At 67.2% G+C, this 20,113-nt stretch carries 22 protein-coding genes and 1 tRNA gene; 12 read left to right on the top strand and 11 right to left on the bottom strand.

Annotated features, from left to right (window positions below):
* Positions 1–89: 89 nt before the first annotated feature.
* From ispF to J2X01_RS15135, 3 genes are all read right to left on the bottom strand, one after another.
* The gene (ispF, locus tag J2X01_RS15145) at positions 90–626 is read right to left on the bottom strand and encodes a 2-C-methyl-D-erythritol 2,4-cyclodiphosphate synthase (RefSeq protein WP_310059064.1); all 537 of its coding nucleotides are present in this window, start codon (positions 624–626) and stop codon (positions 90–92) included.
* A gap of 2 nt (positions 627–628) precedes the next feature.
* Positions 629–1,447, bottom strand: coding sequence for an IspD/TarI family cytidylyltransferase (locus J2X01_RS15140; RefSeq protein WP_310059061.1), 819 nt, complete (start codon positions 1,445–1,447; stop codon positions 629–631).
* 173 nt (positions 1,448–1,620) lie between these two features.
* Positions 1,621–2,103 carry a CarD family transcriptional regulator gene (locus J2X01_RS15135; protein WP_024367191.1) on the bottom strand — a complete coding sequence of 161 codons (483 nt, stop codon included), beginning with the start codon at positions 2,101–2,103 and terminating at the stop codon, positions 1,621–1,623.
* A 328-nt stretch (positions 2,104–2,431) separates the two neighbouring features.
* On the opposite strand from J2X01_RS15135, the gene J2X01_RS15130 reads away from it, so the two are divergent.
* A complete protein-coding gene (locus tag J2X01_RS15130) occupies positions 2,432–2,974 on the top strand; it encodes a hypothetical protein (protein ID WP_374724979.1) in 543 nt (180 codons plus the stop codon).
* A gap of 130 nt (positions 2,975–3,104) precedes the next feature.
* Here the strand turns inward: J2X01_RS15130 and J2X01_RS15125 are convergent, their stop codons facing one another.
* Together J2X01_RS15125 and J2X01_RS15120 are read right to left on the bottom strand one after the other, a co-directional pair.
* Positions 3,105–3,785, bottom strand: coding sequence for a response regulator (locus tag J2X01_RS15125; protein ID WP_069950658.1), 681 nt, complete (start codon positions 3,783–3,785; stop codon positions 3,105–3,107).
* A complete protein-coding gene (locus J2X01_RS15120) occupies positions 3,782–5,038 on the bottom strand; it encodes a sensor histidine kinase (RefSeq protein ID WP_310059081.1) in 1,257 nt (418 codons plus the stop codon). Before J2X01_RS15120 ends, J2X01_RS15125 begins: the two co-directional genes overlap by 4 nt.
* A gap of 205 nt (positions 5,039–5,243) precedes the next feature.
* On the opposite strand from J2X01_RS15120, the gene phoU reads away from it, so the two are divergent.
* Complete coding sequence (gene phoU / locus J2X01_RS15115) at positions 5,244–5,906, top strand: phosphate signaling complex protein PhoU (RefSeq protein ID WP_310059046.1); 663 nt, start codon at positions 5,244–5,246, stop codon at positions 5,904–5,906.
* A gap of 107 nt (positions 5,907–6,013) precedes the next feature.
* On the opposite strand, the gene J2X01_RS15110 is transcribed toward phoU, so the two are convergent.
* Positions 6,014–6,760, bottom strand: coding sequence for a phosphoglyceromutase (locus tag J2X01_RS15110; RefSeq protein ID WP_310059043.1), 747 nt, complete (start codon positions 6,758–6,760; stop codon positions 6,014–6,016).
* Positions 6,761–6,848: 88 nt separating this feature from the next.
* Between J2X01_RS15110 and J2X01_RS15105 the strand changes: the two genes are divergently transcribed.
* Positions 6,849–7,697, top strand: a complete 849-nt coding sequence (locus J2X01_RS15105) for a class I SAM-dependent methyltransferase (RefSeq protein ID WP_374724977.1) — start codon at positions 6,849–6,851, stop codon at positions 7,695–7,697.
* 23 nt (positions 7,698–7,720) lie between these two features.
* On the opposite strand, the gene J2X01_RS15100 is transcribed toward J2X01_RS15105, so the two are convergent.
* Positions 7,721–8,077 (bottom strand): DUF2516 family protein, encoded by a 357-nt coding sequence (locus tag J2X01_RS15100; protein ID WP_310059040.1) that lies wholly within the window; start codon positions 8,075–8,077, stop codon positions 7,721–7,723.
* A gap of 9 nt (positions 8,078–8,086) precedes the next feature.
* Positions 8,087–9,292, bottom strand: a complete 1,206-nt coding sequence (locus tag J2X01_RS15095) for a trans-sulfuration enzyme family protein (RefSeq protein ID WP_310059037.1) — start codon at positions 9,290–9,292, stop codon at positions 8,087–8,089.
* An 88-nt stretch (positions 9,293–9,380) separates the two neighbouring features.
* Here J2X01_RS15095 and tmk point away from each other — a divergent pair, with 88 nt between their 5' ends.
* The 9 genes from tmk (at position 9,381) to J2X01_RS15050 (ending at position 17,843) form a co-directional block, all read left to right on the top strand.
* On the top strand, positions 9,381–10,037 hold the full coding sequence (tmk, locus tag J2X01_RS15090) for a dTMP kinase (RefSeq protein ID WP_310059034.1): 657 nt from the start codon (positions 9,381–9,383) through the stop codon (positions 10,035–10,037).
* Positions 10,034–11,176, top strand: a complete 1,143-nt coding sequence (locus J2X01_RS15085; protein WP_310059032.1) for a DNA polymerase III subunit delta' — start codon at positions 10,034–10,036, stop codon at positions 11,174–11,176. Before tmk ends, J2X01_RS15085 begins: the two co-directional genes overlap by 4 nt.
* Positions 11,177–11,246: 70 nt before the next feature.
* Positions 11,247–12,809 (top strand): alpha/beta hydrolase, encoded by a 1,563-nt coding sequence (locus J2X01_RS15080; protein WP_310059029.1) that lies wholly within the window; start codon positions 11,247–11,249, stop codon positions 12,807–12,809.
* A gap of 94 nt (positions 12,810–12,903) precedes the next feature.
* Positions 12,904–12,976: transfer RNA gene (locus tag J2X01_RS15075), tRNA-Thr, on the top strand.
* 353 nt (positions 12,977–13,329) lie between these two features.
* Positions 13,330–13,848: a cupin domain-containing protein gene (locus J2X01_RS15070; RefSeq protein WP_310059026.1), complete on the top strand. Its 519-nt coding sequence runs from the start codon at positions 13,330–13,332 to the stop codon at positions 13,846–13,848.
* Positions 13,849–14,008: 160 nt separating this feature from the next.
* Complete coding sequence (locus tag J2X01_RS15065; protein WP_310059023.1) at positions 14,009–14,356, top strand: hypothetical protein; 348 nt, start codon at positions 14,009–14,011, stop codon at positions 14,354–14,356.
* A 709-nt stretch (positions 14,357–15,065) separates the two neighbouring features.
* Positions 15,066–16,403: an MFS transporter gene (locus tag J2X01_RS15060; RefSeq protein ID WP_310059021.1), complete on the top strand. Its 1,338-nt coding sequence runs from the start codon at positions 15,066–15,068 to the stop codon at positions 16,401–16,403.
* 240 nt (positions 16,404–16,643) lie between these two features.
* Positions 16,644–17,627: a hypothetical protein gene (locus J2X01_RS15055; RefSeq protein ID WP_310059018.1), complete on the top strand. Its 984-nt coding sequence runs from the start codon at positions 16,644–16,646 to the stop codon at positions 17,625–17,627.
* Between the two features lie 36 nt (positions 17,628–17,663).
* On the top strand, positions 17,664–17,843 hold the full coding sequence (locus J2X01_RS15050) for a hypothetical protein (RefSeq protein ID WP_310059016.1): 180 nt from the start codon (positions 17,664–17,666) through the stop codon (positions 17,841–17,843).
* A 100-nt stretch (positions 17,844–17,943) separates the two neighbouring features.
* Here J2X01_RS15050 and J2X01_RS15045 read toward each other — a convergent pair whose 3' ends face one another.
* The 3 genes from J2X01_RS15045 to J2X01_RS15035 form a co-directional block, all read right to left on the bottom strand.
* Entirely contained in the window at positions 17,944–18,789 is an 846-nt protein-coding gene (locus tag J2X01_RS15045; RefSeq protein ID WP_310059014.1) for an aldo/keto reductase, read from the bottom strand.
* A 105-nt stretch (positions 18,790–18,894) separates the two neighbouring features.
* Positions 18,895–19,350: a hypothetical protein gene (locus J2X01_RS15040; RefSeq protein WP_310059011.1), complete on the bottom strand. Its 456-nt coding sequence runs from the start codon at positions 19,348–19,350 to the stop codon at positions 18,895–18,897.
* A 7-nt stretch (positions 19,351–19,357) separates the two neighbouring features.
* The gene (locus J2X01_RS15035) at positions 19,358–20,038 is read right to left on the bottom strand and encodes a bacterial proteasome activator family protein (RefSeq protein WP_310059007.1); all 681 of its coding nucleotides are present in this window, start codon (positions 20,036–20,038) and stop codon (positions 19,358–19,360) included.
* Positions 20,039–20,113 lie beyond the last annotated feature (75 nt).

The raw sequence follows: 20,113 nt of genomic DNA, 5'->3' as shown, positions 1-20,113 counted from the left end.
TTTAGTTGAGTGTTCACAAACCCGGCTTAACACTCTCCGCCTTACTTTAAAAGCCTCCACGCCCGTTCCCAGCAATAGGACTTACTCATCTAGGCGACGGACGTCGGAGACGCCGAGCCTGCGGCGTAGACGAGGGCCGTTGCCATGGCCGCAATGCCTTCGCCGCGGCCGGTGAAGCCGAGACCGTCGCTCGTGGTTGCCGTGACGCTGACCGGGGCGCCGGCGGCCGCGCTCAGGACCCGCTGGGATTCCTCCCGGCGCGGGCCGAACTTCGGTTTGTTGGCCACGAACTGCACGGCGATGTTCCCGATCTCGAAGCCCGCGGCGCGGACGATCCGCGCAGCCTCAGCCAGCAGGGTCACGCCGGAGGCCCCGGCGTACTCCGGCCGGTCGGTACCGAAGTGCGTACCGAGGTCACCGACGCCGCAGGCGGAGAACAGGGCGTCGGCGGCCGCGTGGGCGACGGGGTCGCCGTCGGAGTGGCCGGAGAGCCCGCGTTCCCCGGGCCACAAAAGTCCACCGAGCCAGAGCGGCTGGGGCGCGTCCTCGGGGGCGTAGCCGTGGACGTCGATGCCGATGCCGGTCCGCGGGATGACGGGCTGCGGGGCGTTCTGGGTTCCGGACATGCTCAGCCTTCCACCCAGCGGGTGCCCAGCGGGCCTTCGAGGAGACCCTCGGCGATGATCAGGTCCAGCGGCGTGGTGATCTTCAGCGACTGGCTGGCACCGCGCACCGCGTGGACCGGGACACCCAGGAGTTCCACCAGCATGGCGTCGTCGGTGACGCCCGCCGCCTGGCCGGCGTCGAGCCCTTCCGCCGCCTCGTGGGCGCGCAGCAGCGTGGCCAGCTCGAAGCCCTGCGGGGTCTGCACGGCCCGGAGGGTCTCACGGGCCGCTGTGCCGGTGACGAGTTCCGGGGCGATGGCCGCGCCGTCGCCGGTGGTCGGCTCCACCGTCTTGACCGTGTCCACCACGGGGATGACCGGGATGACAGCGAGGGCGCCGGCCGCAAGGGCGTGCGACACCCGGTGGAAGACCGCCTCGGGCGTCAGTGCGCGGGCGGCGTCGTGGACCAGGACGGCTTCGGTGGCTGGCAGGAGCGCCGCCAACGCGGCCCGGACCGACGCGGCGCGGCTGGCACCGCCGTCGACGATGGTCACAACCGGGGGCTGCACACCGTCGGCCGGGGCGGGCAGGCGCCCGTGCCCCGCCGTGAGTTCCTGCTCGAAAGCCTGGCAGAGGGCACGGAGGTCCGCATCGCCGGGCGGAATCGCGACGCAGATCTGCTGCGCGAGGCCGGCTGCGGCGACGCCCCGCAGGGCGTGGGTGAGGATGCTGTCCCCGCCCAGTGGAACCTTGGCTTTGGGCATGCCATAGCCCAGCCGCTGGCCGGAGCCGGCGGCGACGACGATGACCGCGGTGACGGGGTTTCTCGGTGCAGAGTCCATGCGCACAAGACTACGTCGCGGCGGCCCGGCGGTGGCCCCCGCCAGTACGCGGCGGGGTGTCTCCCCGGGACCGGGACCGGCGGCGCCGTTGGGCCGGCCGGGCCGGGAGGACGAAAAGAAACCCCGGCAGCGTTGCGCTACCGGGGTTCAATTCTTGTCTGTTCGACTCTTGCTTAGGAAGCCAGGACCTCGTCGAGAACGCTTGCAGCCTTCTCTTCATCGGTCTTCTCAGCAAGCGCCAGTTCTGAAATCAGAATCTGGCGTGCCTTGGCCAGCATGCGCTTCTCCCCTGCGGAGAGACCCCGGTCGTGATCGCGGCGCCACAGGTCGCGGACGACCTCTGCCACCTTGATGACGTCACCGGAAGCAAGCTTCTCCAGGTTCGCCTTGTAGCGGCGCGACCAGTTGGTGGGTTCTTCAGTGAACTCGGCCCGCAGCACTTCAAACACGTGCTCCAGACCTTCTTTGCCCACTACGTCCCGGACCCCAACCAGGTCAACGTTTTCTGCTGGAACTTCAATGGTCAGATCACCCTGAGCCACCTTGAGCTTGAGATACATCTTCTCTTCGCCCTTGACGGTGCGCATCTTGATTTCTTCAATTTTCGCTGCACCGTGGTGAGGGTAAACTACTGTTTCGCCGACCTCAAAAACCATGTGGACATTCCCCTTTCCCGCAGACCAGTTTATCACGGTTAAGGCATACAACTGCCACGGAAGGGGCCCAAGAACCGCATGAATACGGGGAAAATGGCCCCAATCGGACCCTTCAGGACCCTTGACGAAAGCGGATATTAGTGCATGGCGGTGCCTTTGCCAAGGCCGTGCACCTTCCCTCCGACGGCCTGCCGGCGCCCCCGGGCCGACGTCGTTGTGTACCGCATTGTGTACGGCCGGAATCATCGTTTGGGGCGGATTGCCGATAGGCTATGGCTGAATAATGTTCCAAGTCTCTCAAGGAGTGCGTGACGTGGGTTTCACTGCGATGAACCGGGGCCAGCGCGGCAAGCTGGCAATGGCAACGGCTGTCCTGGGCCTCGGCCTGCTGTCCGTAACTGGCTGCGGCTACATCAACCCCCAGTCGACCTCCGCGCATTACGTGGCGTCGGACGGAACCCAGGCCAGTGTTGGCCCGTTGCAGCTGCGCAACATGATGATTATCTCCGCGGGTGAGGACAAGCCCGGCCGTGTGATCGGCGCTGTCTACAACTCGTCCTCCGAGGATGTGAAGCTGACTATCGTCGGTGCCGGCGGTTCCCAGACCCAGGTCCCGGTCAAGCCGAACTCGTACACGCTGCTCAACGATTCCACGGACGAGGCCATCCTGAGCAGCACGGGCGGGGCTCCGGGCTCCCTCGTCGAGGTCAGCGTCACCGAAGACGGCACCAACCAGAACGCCAAGTTCAAGGTGCCGGTGCTGGACGGGACGATCACCGACTACAAGCAGTACCTGCCGGCAGGCAGCGAGCCCACGGGTTCGGCCACGCCGACGTCGACACCGTCGCCGACGAGCAGCGCAAGCCACTAGCATCCACGCAAAAGGAGAGGCACCCCGGCCGGGGTGCCTCTCCTTTTTTGTGTTGGTCTGTTCGTGCCGCCGGTTCAGGGCTCCAGACCCTTCCGGGCTCAAAGGCCTCCGGGCTGAAGCCCTTCCGGACTCAGGGTTCGAACTTGTAGCCCAGGCCGCGGACCGTGATCAGGTGCCGCGGCGCCGAGGGATCCGGCTCGACCTTGCTGCGCAGCCGTTTGACGTGCACATCCAGGGTCTTGGTGTCCCCCACGTAGTCCGATCCCCAGACCCGGTCGATCAACTGGCCACGGGTCAGGACCCGGCCGGAGTTCCGCAGCAGCATTTCCAGCAGCTCGAACTCCTTCAGCGGCAGGGAGACCTGTTCGCCGCTGACGGTAACCACGTGCCGCTCAATATCCATCCGCACCGGACCCGCCTGGACGGTGCTGGACACCAGTTCCTCGGGCTCGCCCTGGCGCCGCAGCACGGCGCGGACGCGGGCCACCAGCTCCCGGGACGAGTACGGCTTGGTGACGTAGTCGTCGGCGCCGAGTTCCAGCCCCACGACCTTGTCGATCTCCGCATCCTTCGCCGTGAGCATGATGACCGGGACTGACGAGCGCTGCCGCAGCTGCCGGCAAACCTCGGTGCCCGACTGTCCGGGCAACTGCAGGTCGAGCAGCACCAGGTCGGCGCCGTTGCGGTCGAATTCGGTGATGGCGTCCAGGCCGTTATCCACCACCTCCACCTCAAACCCTTCCTTGCCCAGTAGGTAGGACAGCGGGTCGCTGAACGACTCTTCGTCCTCGACAATCAGAATCCTGCTCAAGCGGTAGCTCCTTGCTCGTGCGCGCCGGTGGCGTCACTTCGTATTGATCTGGGGTTCTGGGACAGGCCGCGCGGCGCGGGCGGAACGTCAGCCGGTGCCGACGGCTTGCGTGCCGGCGGAACGGTGTCGAGGTCCTGATCCTCGACTTCCGGCAGCCGGATCGTGAAGGTGGAGCCCTGACCCGGCTTGGACCAGAGGGTCACCTCGCCGCCATGGTTGGCGACCACGTGCTTGACGATGCTCAGGCCGAGGCCCGTGCCGCCGGTGTGCCGGGATCTGGCGGCGTCGACACGGTAGAAGCGCTCGAAGACGCGCTCCTGGTCCTCGGGCGAGAGCCCCTCTCCCTGGTCGGTCACCGACACCGCCACCAGGCCGTCCTTGGACCGGATGCCGACTCCGACCCGGGTGTTCTCCGGGGAGTAGCGGATGGCGTTGTCGATCAGGTTCCGCAGCGCCGTTACCAGCAGGTCCTGGTCGCCATAGACCATGGCGTCCGCGTGTCCGCCGACGACGAGTTCGATGTTCTTGCTTTCCGCCGGCAGCTGGGACCGGTCCACGGCCTCGGACACCACCGTGTTGATATCAACTGCCCGGGCCTGCTGCGTGACGTTGGTGCCCTGCAACCGGGAGAGTTCGATGATGTCCTGCACGAGGGCGGCCAGCCTGGCGGATTCCTTGTGCATCCGCTTGGCGAAGCGGCGGACGGCCGCCGGGTCATCCGCAGAGGATTCGAGCGCCTCCGCGAGGAGCGAGATGGCTCCCACCGGCGTCTTCAATTCGTGGGAGACGTTGGCCACGAAGTCATTCCGGACCTCCTCGGTCCGGGTGAACTCGGTCCGGTCGTCGGCCAGCAGGAGGATGTATTCCGCGGCGAGCATGGCCGCACGCATCTGGACAATGATGGTGCCCTGGCCCAGCGGACCCCGCGGCAGTTCGAGCTGCTTTTCCAGGATGACACCGTCGCGCCGCACTTTGGCGGTCATTTCCAGCAGCTGGTCGTGGACCAGCGTATGCCCGCGGACCAGTCCATAGGCATACGCGGCGGGGCTGGCCCGGACGACGCCGTCAATGGCGTCCACCACCACGAAGGCCCGGCCGATGACAGCCAGCACCGCGGCGGCTCCCTCGGGAATCGACGGGTCCTCGAACTCGACATCGACGATTTTGCGCTGCTGCTCGCTGACCCGGAACGCGAGCACGCCGAAGACGCCAAGCGATAGGCCGATCAGGCCGGCGATCACGCCGATGAGCATTGGATCCACGGCTCCAGCTTATGCTGTGCCCCGTGTCAGAAACTGACATCTACCGCTATTGCCGCTCCGGTTCAGCTAACGTTCACCTATTGACGCGTAACAGTTCACCGGGCGCTGAGAGACTCGACAGTTGAAGCGCCGAGAGGTGAACCGAAACGGACCGGACACTGTGGTGGCCGGCAATTTCCGAGGAAAGGACGCACACGTGCGCAAGGTTTTTCAGGAAGAGCTCACCCAAGTGGGGGAACAACTCGTCGAAATCTCAAAGCTGGTCAGTGAGGCCGTTGAGAAAGCAACGACGGCCTTCGTCGGCGCCGACATCGATCTGGCCGAGGACGTCATCGCTGCCGATGCGCGGATCGACTTCCTGCAGAACAGCCTCGATGAGCGAGCTATCGACATCCTCGCCCTGCAGGGTCCTGTGGCCAGCGACCTGCGCATGATCGTGGGCTCCCTTCGGATGAGCGCCTCGCTCGAGCGGATGGGCGACCTCGCCCGCCACATCGCACAGCTCGCGCGGCTCCGTTACCCGGCCACGGTGGTTCCCGCCCAGCTGCGGGAGACGTTCAAGAGCTTCGCCGAACAGGACCTGCTGATCGCCGAAAAGCTCACCGTGCTGCTGGAGACACGGGACCTCGAGGTGGCCCGCGAAATCATGAAGGCCAACGCCGCAGTGAACGATCTGCACCTGAGCGTCTTCAAGGCGATCGCCCGCAGCGACTGGCAGGAGTCCCCGGCGACGACCGTCGACGTCGCCCTCGCCAGCCGCTACTTCGAGCGTTTCGCCGATCACGGCGTCTCCGTTGCGCAGAAGGTCACCTACCTGGTCACCGGCGCCTGGCAGCCGAGCGCCATCGAACACAGCTAGTTTTGCCCGCGCCGAGTCAGCGGCGCGGAACGGCAGAAAGTACGACGGCGGCCGGTCACCTTGGGAGGTGGCCGGCCGTCGTCGTTAATTCCTGGTCGGTTTCGCCGTTACTTCTTGCCCTGGTTCGCAACGGCCTGGATGGCTTCGGCGGCGGCCTCGGGATCGAGGTAAGTGCCGCCCGGATTCAGCGGCTGGAAGTCGTCGTCCAGGTCATAGACCAGCGGGATGCCGGTGGGGATGTTCAGACCGGCGATGGCTTCGTCGCTGACGCCGTCAAGGTGCTTGACCAGGGCGCGCAACGAATTGCCGTGGGCGGTGACCAGCACGGTCTTGCCGGCCTTGAGGTCCTCCTTGATGTCCGATTCCCAGTAGGGCATCAGGCGGACCAGGACGTCCTTGAGGCACTCGGTGCGGGGCAGGGCGTCACCGAGGTCCGCGTAGCGCGGATCCTTCGCCTGGGAGAACTCGGAGTCATCGGCCAGGGGCGGCGGCGGGGTGTCGTAGGAGCGGCGCCAGGTCATGAACTGCTCCTCGCCGTACTCGGCGAGGGTCTGGGCTTTGTCCTTGCCCTGCAGTGCGCCGTAGTGGCGTTCATTGAGCCGCCAGTCCCGCTTCACCGGGATCCAGCCGCGGTCGGCCTTCTCGAGGGTGATGTTGGCGGTGTTGATGGCCCGCTTCAGCAGCGACGTGTACACGATGTCCGGGAGGAGGTTGTGCTCCACGAGAAGCTCGCCGCCGCGAATCGCCTCGGTACGGCCCTGATCGTTGAGGTCGACGTCCACCCAGCCGGTGAACAGGTTCTTGGCGTTCCATTCGCTGTGGCCGTGGCGCAGCAAAATCAGCTTGTAAGTCATGGTTTTCATCCTAGCCGAGCGGTCCCGGACGGTGCCGTGCGTTACATCGTCCGCGCCACAACGCAACGGCGAAGGATAGGGTTGGCTTGTGGTGCAGAAGGCTGAGCGCGTGGCGTCCCCGCGGAACATGGGTGTGGCGAAAAGCGGACCGCGCGCCGGCCGGCCGGTGGGCAACATTACCCGCGGCACCACCAACCCCAACCGGATGCGGCGGCTGGACCGCTGGCTGACCGGCCCGCAGGCCTGGCGGCTGCGCGGAGCGGCCGATCCCCTCGTGGTGGACCTGGGCTACGGCGCCTCCCCGGCCACCGCCGTCGAACTCTTTGAACGGCTCTCAGCGGTCCGGCCCGATGTGCGGGTGGTCGGCGTCGAAATCGAGCCCGAACGGGTCCGGCTGGCCAGGAAACTGGAGCGGCCCGGGCTGAGCTTCCAGCTCGGCGGCTTCGAACTTCCCGTCGCCGGCCGGCCCGTCCTGGTGCGGGCGTTCAACGTGCTGCGGCAGTACGAGGAGGCGGACGTCGCGGCGGTCTGGCAGCTGGTGCAGGGGCGGCTGGCCCCTGACGGGCTGTTCATTGACGGCACCTGCGACGAGATCGGCCGCCGGGTCACCTGGGTGGCGCTGGACGCCAAACGGCCGCTGAGCCTGAGCCTGTCCATGCGGTTCGGGAGTTTTGCACTGCCGTCGGAAGTGGCCGAGCGGCTGCCGAAAGCCCTCATCCACCGGAACGTGCCGGGTGAGAACATTCAGGCCTTCCTGCAGGCAATGGACAAGTCCTGGCTCGAGGCCGCCCCGCTGGCCTCGTTCGGGAACCGCCAGCGCTGGACGGCCATGTGCCGTTCACTGCGCGACGGCGGCTGGCCGGTCCAGGACGGGCCGTCGCGGTGGCGGTTGGGCGAGCTGACGGTGGGCTGGGAAGCCGTGGCACCGAGAGTTTAGTGGGTGGAACCGATGGGTGGGGACTACCAGGGGCCGTAGGGACCCATGTTGCGTTTCCCGCCGCGGCCGACATCCTTGACGGCCGGGCGGACATCGGCGAGGTACACGGACGCTGCAGTCACGGCGACAAGCCCGAACAGTCCCAGCGGTCCCAGAATGCCACCTCCGCCGCCGCCCACCACGGAGAGCAGTCCCACGGCCATGGCGCCACCGGTGACAGCCAGCCAGAACGTTTTGGTGCGCTTGGACACGGCTTCAAAGGCGTTCCCCTTGTGCCGCAGGCAATCGAAGAACGCCCAGACTTCAAGGGCCAGGGCCACGAGGGCTAGAAGAAAGTAGATCCCGGTTTCGACATAGTAAATAAGCGCTCTTCCGTCCATCACCCCAGCCTAGCGGCCCAGACCCGCGAGTGCCTGCTCCAAATCGGCCCAAAGGTCCTCGACGTTCTCTATCCCCACGCTCAGCCGGACCAGGTTGTCCGGCACACTCGCAGGTTCGGCCGCATGCCGGCGACGCCGTTCGATCAGGGACTCGACGCCGCCCAGCGAGGTCGCCGGCAGCCACAGCTTCAGGGCGCGGATCATCCGGTCCGCCGCGTCCGCTCCGCTGAGGCTTTCCCCGCTGCCGCTGACCCCGGCAACCGGGGCCATCTCAATGCAAAGCACCGAGCCGAAGCCCTTCATCTGGCTTTTGGCCCGTTCGTGGCCGGGATCGGAGGCAAGGCCGGGGAACCGGATGCTGCCGACGCGGGGGTGCGTGCTCAACCGTTCGGCCAGGACCGCCGCCGAGGCCTGCGAACGCTCGACCCGCAGCGCCAGGGTGCGCAGGCCGCGCAGCGCCAGCCAAGCCTCGAAGGGCCCGGCGATCCCGCCATGGATGGTGCGGTGATGCAGCAGCGAGGCGCGGAGTCCGGCATCGGACGTCACCAGGGCGCCCAGCACGACGTCGGAATGACCGGAGAGGTACTTCGTCACCGAATGCAGGACGACGTCCGACCCCAGGGTCAGGGGCTGCTGCACGAGCGGCGTGGAGAAGGTGTTGTCCGTGACGACGACGGCGCCGGCCTGGTGTGCTGCGGCCGTCAGGGCGCGGATATCCGCGACGCCGAGCATCGGGTTGGTGGGACTCTCCAGCCAGAGCATGCTGGCGGGCCGTCCGTCCGCCGGCGCGAGCTGAGCCAGCACGGCGTCGGTATCGGCAATGTCCACCGTGCGCAGTTCCAGGAAGCCCTTCGCGGCGAGTTCCGTGGCCATCACCAGGGAACCTGCGTAGCTGTGCGAGGGCATGACCAGCACTCCCCCGGCCGGAACCAGTGAGAGGGCCGAACTGACGGCGGCGAGGCCGGAGGCGTAGAGCAGGCCGGGGAGCTCTGCGCCCTCAAGCTGGCCGAGGGCTTCCTCGAAAGGATCCCAGGTGGGGTTGGAGTACCGTCCGTAGCCGCGGTCGCCGTCGCCCAGCGGTCCGGTGCCGAAATAGGTCGAGGAGAGCACCAGCGGAGGGTTGACCGGCTCGTCGCGTTCACGCGGCGGGCGGCCCGCCGCCACAACGACTGTTTCTGCGGAGAGCGAGGCGGCCTGTTGTTCGGAAAGACTCATGGTCACAGGGTACTTTGGCGCGGCGCGGGGCGGCCAAGTCGTTACGCTCAGGCGCATTCCTGTCAGGGATTGTCGGTAGGCTAGAGCAGTGACTACCCAGAACCCCGGACTGTTTATCGCTTTCGAGGGCGGCGACGGTGCCGGCAAGTCCACCCAGGCCGCTGAGCTGGCGGCGGCCCTTGAATCCCGAGGCCTCACGGTGCTGCGGACCCGGGAGCCGGGCGGGACTCCGATCGGTGAAAAGCTGCGTTCCCTGGTCCTGGACCACGGCCACGGCCACATCGATGCGCACACCGAAGCCCTGATCTTTGCGGCCTCCCGCGCCGCCCACGCCAGCCAGGTCATCCGCCCCGCCCTGAACCGCGGCGAGATCGTCCTCACCGACCGCTATATCGATTCCTCGGTTGCCTACCAGGGCGCCGGCCGGGACCTGGGCACGCAGGCCGTCCGGGACATCAACGACTGGGCCACCTCAGGCCTGCAGCCTGACCTCACGGTGCTCCTCGACGTTGATCCCGAGGTCGGCCGCGCTCGGCGGACCGCGGGCGACGCTGCCGAGGACCGGCTGGAATCCGAGGCGGACGAGTTCCACGGCAGGATCCGGACCGCCTTCCTCGACCTCGCCGAGGCCCGGCCGGAGCAGTACCTGGTCCTCCCCGCCCGTCTCCCGGTCGCTGAGTTGTCCGCGCGGATCCTCGAACGGGTCGAATCGCTCCTGTCCCTCCGCCGGGGTGTGACCGCATGAGTGTCTGGGAGGACCTCCAGGGCCAGCCCGCCGTCGTGGCCCAGCTGAGACGGGCGGCCCAGGGTGAGGGCCTGACCCATGCGTGGCTTTTCACCGGGCCGCCGGGGTCGGGCCGGTCCAACGCGGCGAAGGCCTTCGCCGCCGCGCTGAACTGCGACCAGGACGATGTCAGCCTGCGCGGCTGCGGTGAATGCGCCGCCTGCCTGACCATCCTGGGGGAAACGCACTCCGACGTGGCCTTTGTGCGCACCGAAAAGGTGACCATCACGATCGACGAGGCCCGGGAGCTGGTCTCCACGGCCGGGAACCGGCCAGCCTCGGCGCGCTGGCGCATCATCGTCGTCGAGGACGCGGACCGGATGGCGGAGCGCACCACGAATGTGCTGCTTAAGGCGATCGAGGAACCCACGCCCCGCACCGTCTGGATGCTGTGCGCGCCCTCCCCCGCCGACGTGCTGGTCACCATCCGCTCCCGCTGCCGCGCCGTGGCGCTGCGGCTGCCGCCCGCGGCCGACGTCGCGGCCTTGCTGGTCAAGCGCGACGGCGTGGATCCGGCCGTTGCCGAACGTGCTGCCCGCGCAGCACAGAGCCATGTCGGGATCGCTCGCCGGCTGGCGCGGGATCCGGAAGCCCGTGAGCGGCGGCTCGAAACAGTGCGGTTCCCGCTGGGGCTCCGGGGCGTGACCGCCGCGGTATTGATGGCGGAAAAGCTCGTCAAGATCGCCACCGAGGAAGCCAACAGCTCCAACGATGAGCGCGACGCGGCCGAAAAGGCCGCTCTCCTCGCCACCCTCGGAGCGCCCGAAAGCGGCACCCTGCCGCCGGCCATGCGCGGCCAGGTCAAGCAGCTCGAGGAGGACCAGAAGCGACGCGCCAAGCGCTCCGTGACAGACTCCCTCGACCGCACGCTGACCGATCTGCTGTCTTTCTACCGGGATGTGCTGATCATCCAGATGGGGAACGCCGTGGAGCTGGTCAACGTTGAGCTCAGAAGTGAGCTTGCTGAGTTCGCGCTGCACTCCACCGCCGAGACCACGCTTGCCCGCATGGACGCCATCAACAAGGCCCGCCAACGGATTACGACGACCAATGTGGCTCCGCTGCTGACGATCGAGTCCATGGCAGCCAGCCTCATCTGAGGGATCATTAAGTGACCCGTCCCCGGTGAACCGACGATCCGCCCAGTCTCTATCCTCCAAGGAGAACCGCATGAAGTCTGCACGAGCAGAGCCCGCCAGATCCCGATCCGTCGCGATCGGCATGCGGGCAGCAGGCGCCATGGCCCTGGCTGTGGTGCTCGCCTCGTGCTCCCTGTTCGGCGGCGACAGCGGGGCCAAAACCTCCAGTGCCCCCAACCCGGAGATCGCGTCCGCCGCGCCCGCCGAGCTCCGAAGCTATTACACACAGCAGGTCGACTGGACCCCCTGCGAGACGGACTTCCAATGCGCCAAGATCAAAGTCCCGCTGGACTACAGCAAACCGGACGGCGACAGCATCGAAATCGCGGCGCTCAAGCTGTCCACAAAAGGCACCAGCCAGGGCAGCCTGCTCATCAACCCGGGCGGACCCGGCGGCTCGGGCTACGACTTCGTCAGGGACGCCGGAGCGACCCACTTCTCGGAAAAGCTCCGCGCCAACTTTGACATCGTGGGCTTCGACCCGCGCGGCGTCCAGCGCTCCGCCGCGGTCACCTGCCTGACCGATCAGGAACGCGACGCCTCCCGCGAGAAGATCTATGCGATGGACACCAACGCCGGCCTGGCCGAGACCCTGGCGGACAACAAGGTGATCGCCGCCAAGTGCGAGGAAGAGACCGGACCGGTCCTGGGCCAGATCGACACCGTCAGTTCGGCCAAGGACCTCGATATCCTGCGCGCGGCCCTCAACGACTCGAAGCTGAACTACATGGGATTCTCCTACGGGACGTTCCTAGGCTCAACGTACGCCTCGCTGTTCCCTGACACCGTCGGACGGATGGTCCTGGATGGCGCGATGGATCCATCCCTCAGCTACGAGGAACTCACCAGCGGACAGGCCAAAGCCTTTGAAAAAGCGCTCCGCGCCTACGTGGAACGCTGCCTCCAGACCGGCGGCTGCCCGCTGAGCGGCAGCGTCGACGACGGGATCCGGCAGATCCAGGATGTGATCGCCGCCGTGGAGGCAAACCCCATGCGAGCCAAGGACGGTCGGTTGGTCTCGGTGTCCACGCTGGTCACCGGCATGATAGTCCCGCTGTACAACGACGACAACTGGCCGCTGCTCACGCAGGCCCTGGGCGCAATCATGAAAAATGATGCGTCGCCGTTCCTGCGGCTGGCCGACTTCAACGCCCAGCGGGAACCCGACGGCAGCTACTCCTCGAACAGCACCTTTGCCTTCACCGCAATCAACTGCCTGGACTACCCGATGGTGACGGACACCGCCGGGATGCGCGCGGATGAGCAGCAGCTGAATGCGGAGGCGCCCATCCTCGGCAAGTATTTCGCGTACGGCGGCACCAACTGCAAGGACTGGCCGTACAAAAACGTCCGGACCCCGGCGCCGGTGGAGTACACGGGTTCAACCGACATCGTCGTGGTCGGCACTACGGGCGACCCGGCCACGCCGGTGGAATGGGCCAGCTCCCTGCGCAAGCAGCTGGGTCAGGCCTCGCTGCTGACGTGGGAGGGCGAGGGCCACACGGCCTACGGCCGTTCCAACGACTGCATCGGCAATGCCGTGGACGGTTACCTCGTCGATGGCAAGACCCCGGCGGACAACACCGTCTGCTGAGGCGTTCGCCACTCATTTTGACCCGGGCCGGAGGACTCTACTACAGTTGTCTCTGGCATGAAGCGCCCGGGTCTACCGGAAACTTCATGCGGTTGCTTCCTTAGCTCAGTTGGTAGAGCGTCTCACTCGTAATGAGAAGGTCGCCAGTTCGATTCTGGCAGGAAGCTCGGGAAAAACCCCGTATTTCCGCTGATTCAGCGGGATTGCGGGGTTTTTTGTTGGTTTCGGTCAGAACGGCATGTAGGGCCAGGGCACACCTATGGCACACTTTGGCGGTGGCGCTCATCCCGGTCATCCCGGTCATGGACTGATTCCAGGACTCCGAACATGCGCGTCGGTCTGCTCCCCTGAAGACGCGGCAGACCGGGCCCAGGCCAGCCTGGGAACCTCGTGAGGTGGGGTCCCGGCGGTGTTACGTCGGTTCCGTCCCGTGGTGGTTGCGGACGCCAGTATGCTGCACGGCATTGATCGGATCGGGATCCTGAGTAGCATGGCAGGCACTTCCAAGCTGAGGAGCGTCATGGACAGGATCGATGATACGACCGCGCCGGCCACCGGCGTGCAGGGCAGGGCGTACAAACTTGCAGCCGACGAGGGGACCGCCCTGTGGTTCACGAATACATTGGTCATGGTCAAAGCAGGCGGCCCGGAGACGAAGCAGCGGCTGACCATAGTGGAGATACTGCATCCGGCCGGCTACGCGCCACCGATGCACCGGCATCTGGTTGAGGATGAATCCTTCTACATTATTTCGGGCACGGCTCTGTTCGAGAGCGACGGGCAGCGCTTCACCGTGCAAAAGGGCGATTTCGTCTTTCTTCCCCAAGGTTCCACCCACACATTTCTTGCCGGGCCGGAAGAGTCCTTCCGCTCCCTCGTCATCACCGTGCCGGCCGGCTTTGAAATCTTCGCCGCCGAGGCAGGAGCGCCGGCAGCGCGCAGGGAACTGCCGGAACCTGAACCCGTCGACGGCCCTTCGCTAACCGCGATCGCAGCACGCCACAACATCGAGATCATCGGGCCGCCGCTCACTACCTGACCCTGCGGCGCCGGTACGGCAGCTCCTCGGCAAACACTAAGAGGGCCTCGCGAAGCCCCTCGTCGTTGGCCATCCGGCCCTCTCGGATACGCTCGCCGGAGCGCATAGGATCCAGATCAGCGCACCTGGCAGCACCCGATAGCTAACGAAGGCAGACGTGATGACGGAGACAACCACCCAGGACACGCCGATGCTCGAGGACGGCGGGGCACTGGAGCTCGTCCGGGTACCGGCGTGGGAGATGAAGTTCAAGCGGGGTGAGAACCCTGATGAGCTGGCGCATTTGGTCTGCTGCCGGGATCTGGAGTGGCGGAAGGCGCTCTGCGGATTCGAGGAGACGGACCCGGTGATCCTGGAGGAAGCCACGACCGTCTGCTCGATGTGTGTGGAAGCCGCTGGCGGCCCCGACGGACCGATTGCCACGGGCCACTGCCCGATCGACAACCAGCTGTGCCCGGACTCGGAAGATCTGTCACGGATCATTGCCGAACGAACCTCCGGCCCCTAACGTCGAATCGGCGCAGCGTTTCAAATCCCCTCCGCGCACAACAAAGCGACGCCCGCCGGCCCGACTTCCGCATGGTTGTTTTGTGGCCAACATAGAAGACATGAGCGGGGGCATGACCATACGATGCCGTCAACACCACCCGGGCGTCCCGGGCTCAGGCGTGCTGGTACTGATGGTTTTGGGGGAACACGGTGAAGCGTAAGACCTGGATAGTCTTTGCGGCAGCCGAATGTCGGCGGCGTAACGTCGGTATGCAGCTCGTTGGGCACGGATGGTGAGTACGACTACACGCTGAACGTGACGAGCCCCGACAAGGAAGCCACTGACGTCGTCGTATTCACCGTCGAACCACACGGCTGATTCACAAAAACTCGAACGGGATTTGTCTAGTCAGTGGATAAGGGCGCGGGTACTGAGACGGCGATGGGCGGCCGGAAAGCCACCAGGCAAATGGTCACGTTCCTGGTTCGGCGGCGAGACAATGATAAATGTCAAGACCGACCCTGCCAACGTCTTCGTTGGCTGCGGCCACCTGTCACTTTCGGACGCCGGCACGGGGGCTCGTGTCGTCCAACTCCCCTGACGCAGCCACCACCGGCGATGAGTTCCGGACCGGCTACACCGAGGCCCGCAAAGCTCGCCAACCGCAGGCCGGTCCCAGGCGCGGCCCCTCTTGTCTTTGCGCAGCACCTCAGTAAACGATTGGGAAATGGAACGGCCGGGTCGGACGAAGGCAGCCGGGCCGCCCCTGCCCGGCGCCAGCCGGAGGGTTCTCTGGGGTCCCGTGATCGGCTTTGGGCTCGTCAGCCTCGCCGCCGACGTCGTCTCCGACGGCGCACGCCCGCTGGCTGGCCCCCTGCTCGCCCAACTGGGCGCCTCCGCGCTGCTCGTCGGCCTCGTGACGGGCGGCGCCGAAGCCGCGGCGCAGGGACTCCGGCTGGTGTTCGGGCCCTGGGCGGACCGGACCCGCCGATACTGGACGTTCACCCTGGCGGGATATGCGCTCACTGCGGTTTGTGTGCCGCTGCTCGCCGTGGTGCCCTGGGCGGGAGAATCCGGGCTGCTTCTGGCCGCAGTGCTGATCATCGGAGACAGGGTCGGGAAAGCCGTCCGCAGCCCGGCAAAGACTGTGCTGCTGGCCGCGGTCGCCAAGCCTGTCGGCCGCGGCCGCGGCTTCGCCGTCCACAAGTCCCTCGACCTCGTTGGCGCCCTGCTCGGACCGGTCCTGGTCGCCGCGGTACTCGCCGCCACCGGAAACCTGTCGGCCGCGTTCGCGGTGCTGTCCGTCCCGGCGGTGGCGGCCATGCTCCTGCTGTTCTGGCTGCGCCGACGCGTGCCGGATCCCCGCGGTCCCGGCCCCGGCCCCGGCCAGGCGGCTTCGCGCGACGGCGGCGGGGGCCCGGAAGCCGCCGTTGAGGATGCCGCCGTCAAACCTGTGCCCGCGGGCGGCGCCGGCCGCCCGGCGTCGTTGCTCGCGGGGAGCTTTGCCCTGTTCGCCGTCGCCGCCTTCTTCTGGAGCGCCGGGCTGGTGGCCTTCGGTGTCATTTCCTACCACCTCACGACGACGGCGGCCGTTCCGGTCGCCGTCGTCCCGCTGCTGTACGCCGGCGCGATGGCCGCTGCGGCCCTGGGCGCCCTGGCCACCGGCGTCCTCTACGACCGTTCCGGAGCCCGGGTGCTCCTCGCGCTTCCCCTGCTGATCGCTGCCGTACCGGCCCTGGCCTTGGCGCCGGCGGCCGGGGTGGCGTTTTCCGGTGTCCTCGTCTGGGGCACCGCACTGGGGATCCAGGATTCGACCGTCAAGGCGCTGGTCGCCGATCTGGTGCCGGAACAGCGCCAGGGAACGGCCTACGGGGTCTTCGCCGCCTTCGAAGGGGCCGGGGCGCTGGCTGGCGGGGCACTCTACGGGGCTCTCTATGACACCGGGCCGCTGTTGATCGCGGCCGTGGCGGTCCTGCAGCTGGTTGCATTCGTGGTGCTGATTGTGGCGCTGCGCAGGACCCGCAGCCCCGCGCGGCAGCCGGGGACCGCGCCCGGCCCCGTGTGAAGGGATTGGTCAACGGGCCCAGACGGATGCGGCGCCGGAGTGGCCCGTGATGATGCTCTGATGGATGAAGAAGGCCCCGGCTGCCGCCGCTACGGCCAGGAGAGCCGTCCGGACCGCGCGGTGCGTCCGCAGGCGCCCAGGAAGGCGAAAGCCCGGCCATTTCGATCATTGGTGCCCATTTCCGCAGGGATTTGCCGGGTTGCGGCAGTATCGCCTGGGCCGGGCTTCTATGATTCTTGCATGGCAGAGCAGTGGCTGGCGGACGTTGCGGCACGCCTGTATGCCGTCCCGTTCGACGATTTTGTCTCCGCCCGGACAACCGCGGCCAAAGACGCTTCCGCGGCTCAAGGCCAGCGGTCCCGTGCCGAAGAGGTGCGTTCGCTGCCCAAACCCTCAGTGGCTGCGTGGACGGTGAACATGCTCGCGTCCCGGCGGCCGGAGACCCTGCGGGAACTCGCCGCGCTGGGGCAGTCGATGCGCGCCGCGCAGACATCCCTCGACGCTCCGGAACTCCGCCGGCTGGGGCAGGAACGCCGCCGACTCCTGGGCAGCGCGGTCAAAGCGGCATTGGCGGTCGCCGAAGAGCAGGGACGGAAGATCAGCGGAACAATCGCGGCCGAGGTGGAGGAGACATTGCGCGCGGCGACAGCGGATGAGGGGGCCGCGGCTGCCGTGCAGTCCGGCTGCCTGCTCCGGGGGTTGTCCGCCGACGGGGTCGACCTGGTGGATCTTGCCGGTGCCGTGGCGTTGCCCGGCTGGGAGCCCTCCGCACCCGCCCCGGCTGAACCCGCGCCGGCCCCTTCCGGGCCCGCCTCGTCCGGGCAGTCGGCCCGGACCGGGAGCACTGCCCGGAAAGAAACGGGCCAGCCCCGGTTGCGGGCCGTTCGGCAGGAGCCCCGGCGATCCACGCCGTCCGCGCTGCAACGGGCCCGGGCAGCGCTCACTGAAGCGGAAGAAGCGGCCCGGGCCGCCGCTGAGGACGCCCGTCACCATGAGGAGCAACTTGCCTCGACCACCGCGCTGACCGACGAGCTCTCCGGGACCGTGCGGAGCCTGCGGGAGCAGCTGTCCCAGCGCGAGCAGGAACTCAAAGCCGCCAGGAAATGGCGTGAACTGGCCATGGCCCAGGCGCAGCAGGCCGCACGGGCCGCCGACAAAGCCCGGCGCACCGAGGATCTGGCCCGGGAACGGGTGCTGCGGCTTGGCAACACGCCGGAGGGATGACCTCAGAGTGTCAGAGGCCCGCTGCACACTTAATTCATGGAAACCAACCAGTACTTTGAAGTCACCTACCTGGATTCGGATTGCGACCACATCCGGAGTGAGACCTTCGATGACCTTTCCGATGCCGAACGCTTCGCCAGCCGCCGGGTCGCGGACGAGCACGGCTGGGCCATCATCGACGCGGTACCGGTGCAGGAAAGCCGGCAGGCCGCCTAAGCCGGACGGCGGCGTCCATCCGGCTGCAGAAAGGCCTCCACCCGGTTCGGATGAAGGCCCCGCTGCGGTGGACGCCCGCGCCGCCGGTTGTTCTCCTGGCTTAGGCGAAGTCGGAGACTGCCGGGTCGGCGCCGATGCGGCCGGCACCTTCTGCCGAGTTGTCCAGGCCGTTGATGGCCTGGACAACGGTCTCGTCCAGGCTGACATCGAGCGCGGCGTGGTTTTCGCGGATGCGGGCCTCGGTGACGGACTTGGGGATGACAACGTTGCCGATGGCCAGATGCCAGGCGATGACAACCTGCGCCGGAGTGGCGTTGTGCTTCGCGGCGATCTGGCCGATGACCGCGCTCTCCAGCAGCTCGCCGCCCTGGCCGAGCGGCGACCAGGCCTCGGTGAGGATGCCCTTGGAAGCGTGGAATTCCCGCAGCCCGGCCTGATTGAAGAACGGGTGCAGCTCGATCTGGTTGATGGCCGGCACGACGCCGGTCTCATCGATCAGGCGCTGCAGGCCTTCCTTGGTGAAGTTCGAGACGCCGATGGTCTTCACCCGGCCCTGCTTCTGCAGCTCGATCAGGGCCTTCCAGGTGTCCACGTACTTGTCCTGCTTGGGCTGCATCCAGTGGATCAAGTACAGGTCCAGGGTCTCCAGGCCCAGGCGCTCCATGGATTCCTCGAAAGCCTTCAGCGTGGATTCGTAGCCCTGGTCCGCGTTCCACAGCTTGGTGGTGATAAAAATGTCCTCCGGCAGGAGGCCTGAGCGTGTGATCGCCCGCCCGACTCCGGCCTCATTCCCGTAGATCCTGGCGGTGTCGATGTGGCGGAAGCCCGCCTCGAAAGCCTGGACGACCACCTTCTCGGCCACGTCGTCTTCAACCTGCCACACTCCGTAGCCAAGCTGGGGGATGGTGTTGCCGTCATTGAAAGTCAGTACCGGTGAAAAAGTCATCCAGCCATCCTGCCAATGCCCGCCCCGGGCCGCCAGTGAATCGGAGGCCGCTAAGCTAGGCGCTTAACCGGGAATTTCGGCCCCCTGGTGCGCCGCGTTGACCCGTCAGCCTGCGGCCGCCGCCTCCTCAAGCCGCCGTTCGGCGTCGTTGACCTGCTCCAGCACCGATGCGGCGCGGCGCCGTACCGACTCCGCTCCGGCCGGGACGGGGCCGATGGCGAGCCGGAGCATCGCGGCCGCTTCGGCCGTGGTCGCCAGGGAGTTGCCGGCCATCGACAAGGCGCGGTGGACCCCGGCCAGGGGCCCCGGAATGTCGAGTCCCTCGCTGGGCGCATACCGCTGGGCGGCCACGCAGACCTGCCGGACCCTCCCGGAGAGCGCGGACAGGTCGTTGCCGATCTCCAGCAGCTCGGCATAGAGGGCCTCGTCCTCCAAACCTTCGAGAATCTGGTGGTAGCGGTCGAGGCCCCGGGTGAACCGGTCGTGGGCCCGCCGCCAGAGGCCCTTGCCGAGCTCGACGTCGTCTTTCCGTCCCTGCCGGGCGGCGCTGAAGAATCCCAACGCTGCCTTACAGGTACTGGCCGGGACCGTGGTCCGGGTCGGCAGGGACGCGAGGCTGCGAGGGATCCGCCCCCGGCCTGGGCGCTGCGGCGCGCTGGGGCTCGCCGTTCTCGCCGATAATCACGCCGGGTGCGATCATCGTTCCGGGCGGCAACTGGCGGAGCTGCGCCTGCGCGGCGGCGTGCTCGCGGGCGGCATGCTGCGCCGCCAGCGCGGTCTGGATGCCGTGGAAGAGCCCCTCCAGCCAGCCAACCAGCTGGGCCTGGGCAATCCGCAGCTCCGCGTCCGACGGGGTTCCGTCCGAGGGGAAGGGAAGCGTGATCCGTTCCAGCTCCTCGACCAGTTCCGGCGCCAGGCCATCCTCGAGCTCCTTGATCGAGCGTTCATGGATTTCGGCCAGCCGTGCGCGTGCGGCGTTGTCGAGCGGGGCGGATTTCACTTCGTCCAGGAGCTGCTTCATCATGGTGCCGATCCGCATCACCTTCCCGGGTTCGTCCACGAGGTGCTGGAGCGGGCTGGCCTTGGGGCGGGCCCCTGCGGGCGCCGCGGGCTGGACGGGTTGTCCCTGTCCGGGCTCCAGCGGCTGGTCCCGGGCCGCTTTTCCGTCGTCGCCGGCTGGCCGGGAGTCCAGGGTGGTGCCCTCGACCGGGGTATCCACGGTGGGCTGAGTGTCGTGTGGATCGCTCATGGCTTCATACTCTCATGAGCCCGGAGCCGCGCAACGGGCCACCCGCGGGCAATACCCCGCGGCTCAACACCCGGC

It is taken from the genome of Arthrobacter ginsengisoli (assembly GCF_031456935.1).
GTDB classification, from domain to species: Bacteria; Actinomycetota; Actinomycetes; order Actinomycetales; family Micrococcaceae; genus Arthrobacter; species Arthrobacter ginsengisoli.
The sequence above is the reverse complement of the archived record's forward strand: the minus strand, read 5'-3'. Positions and strand labels throughout refer to the sequence as shown.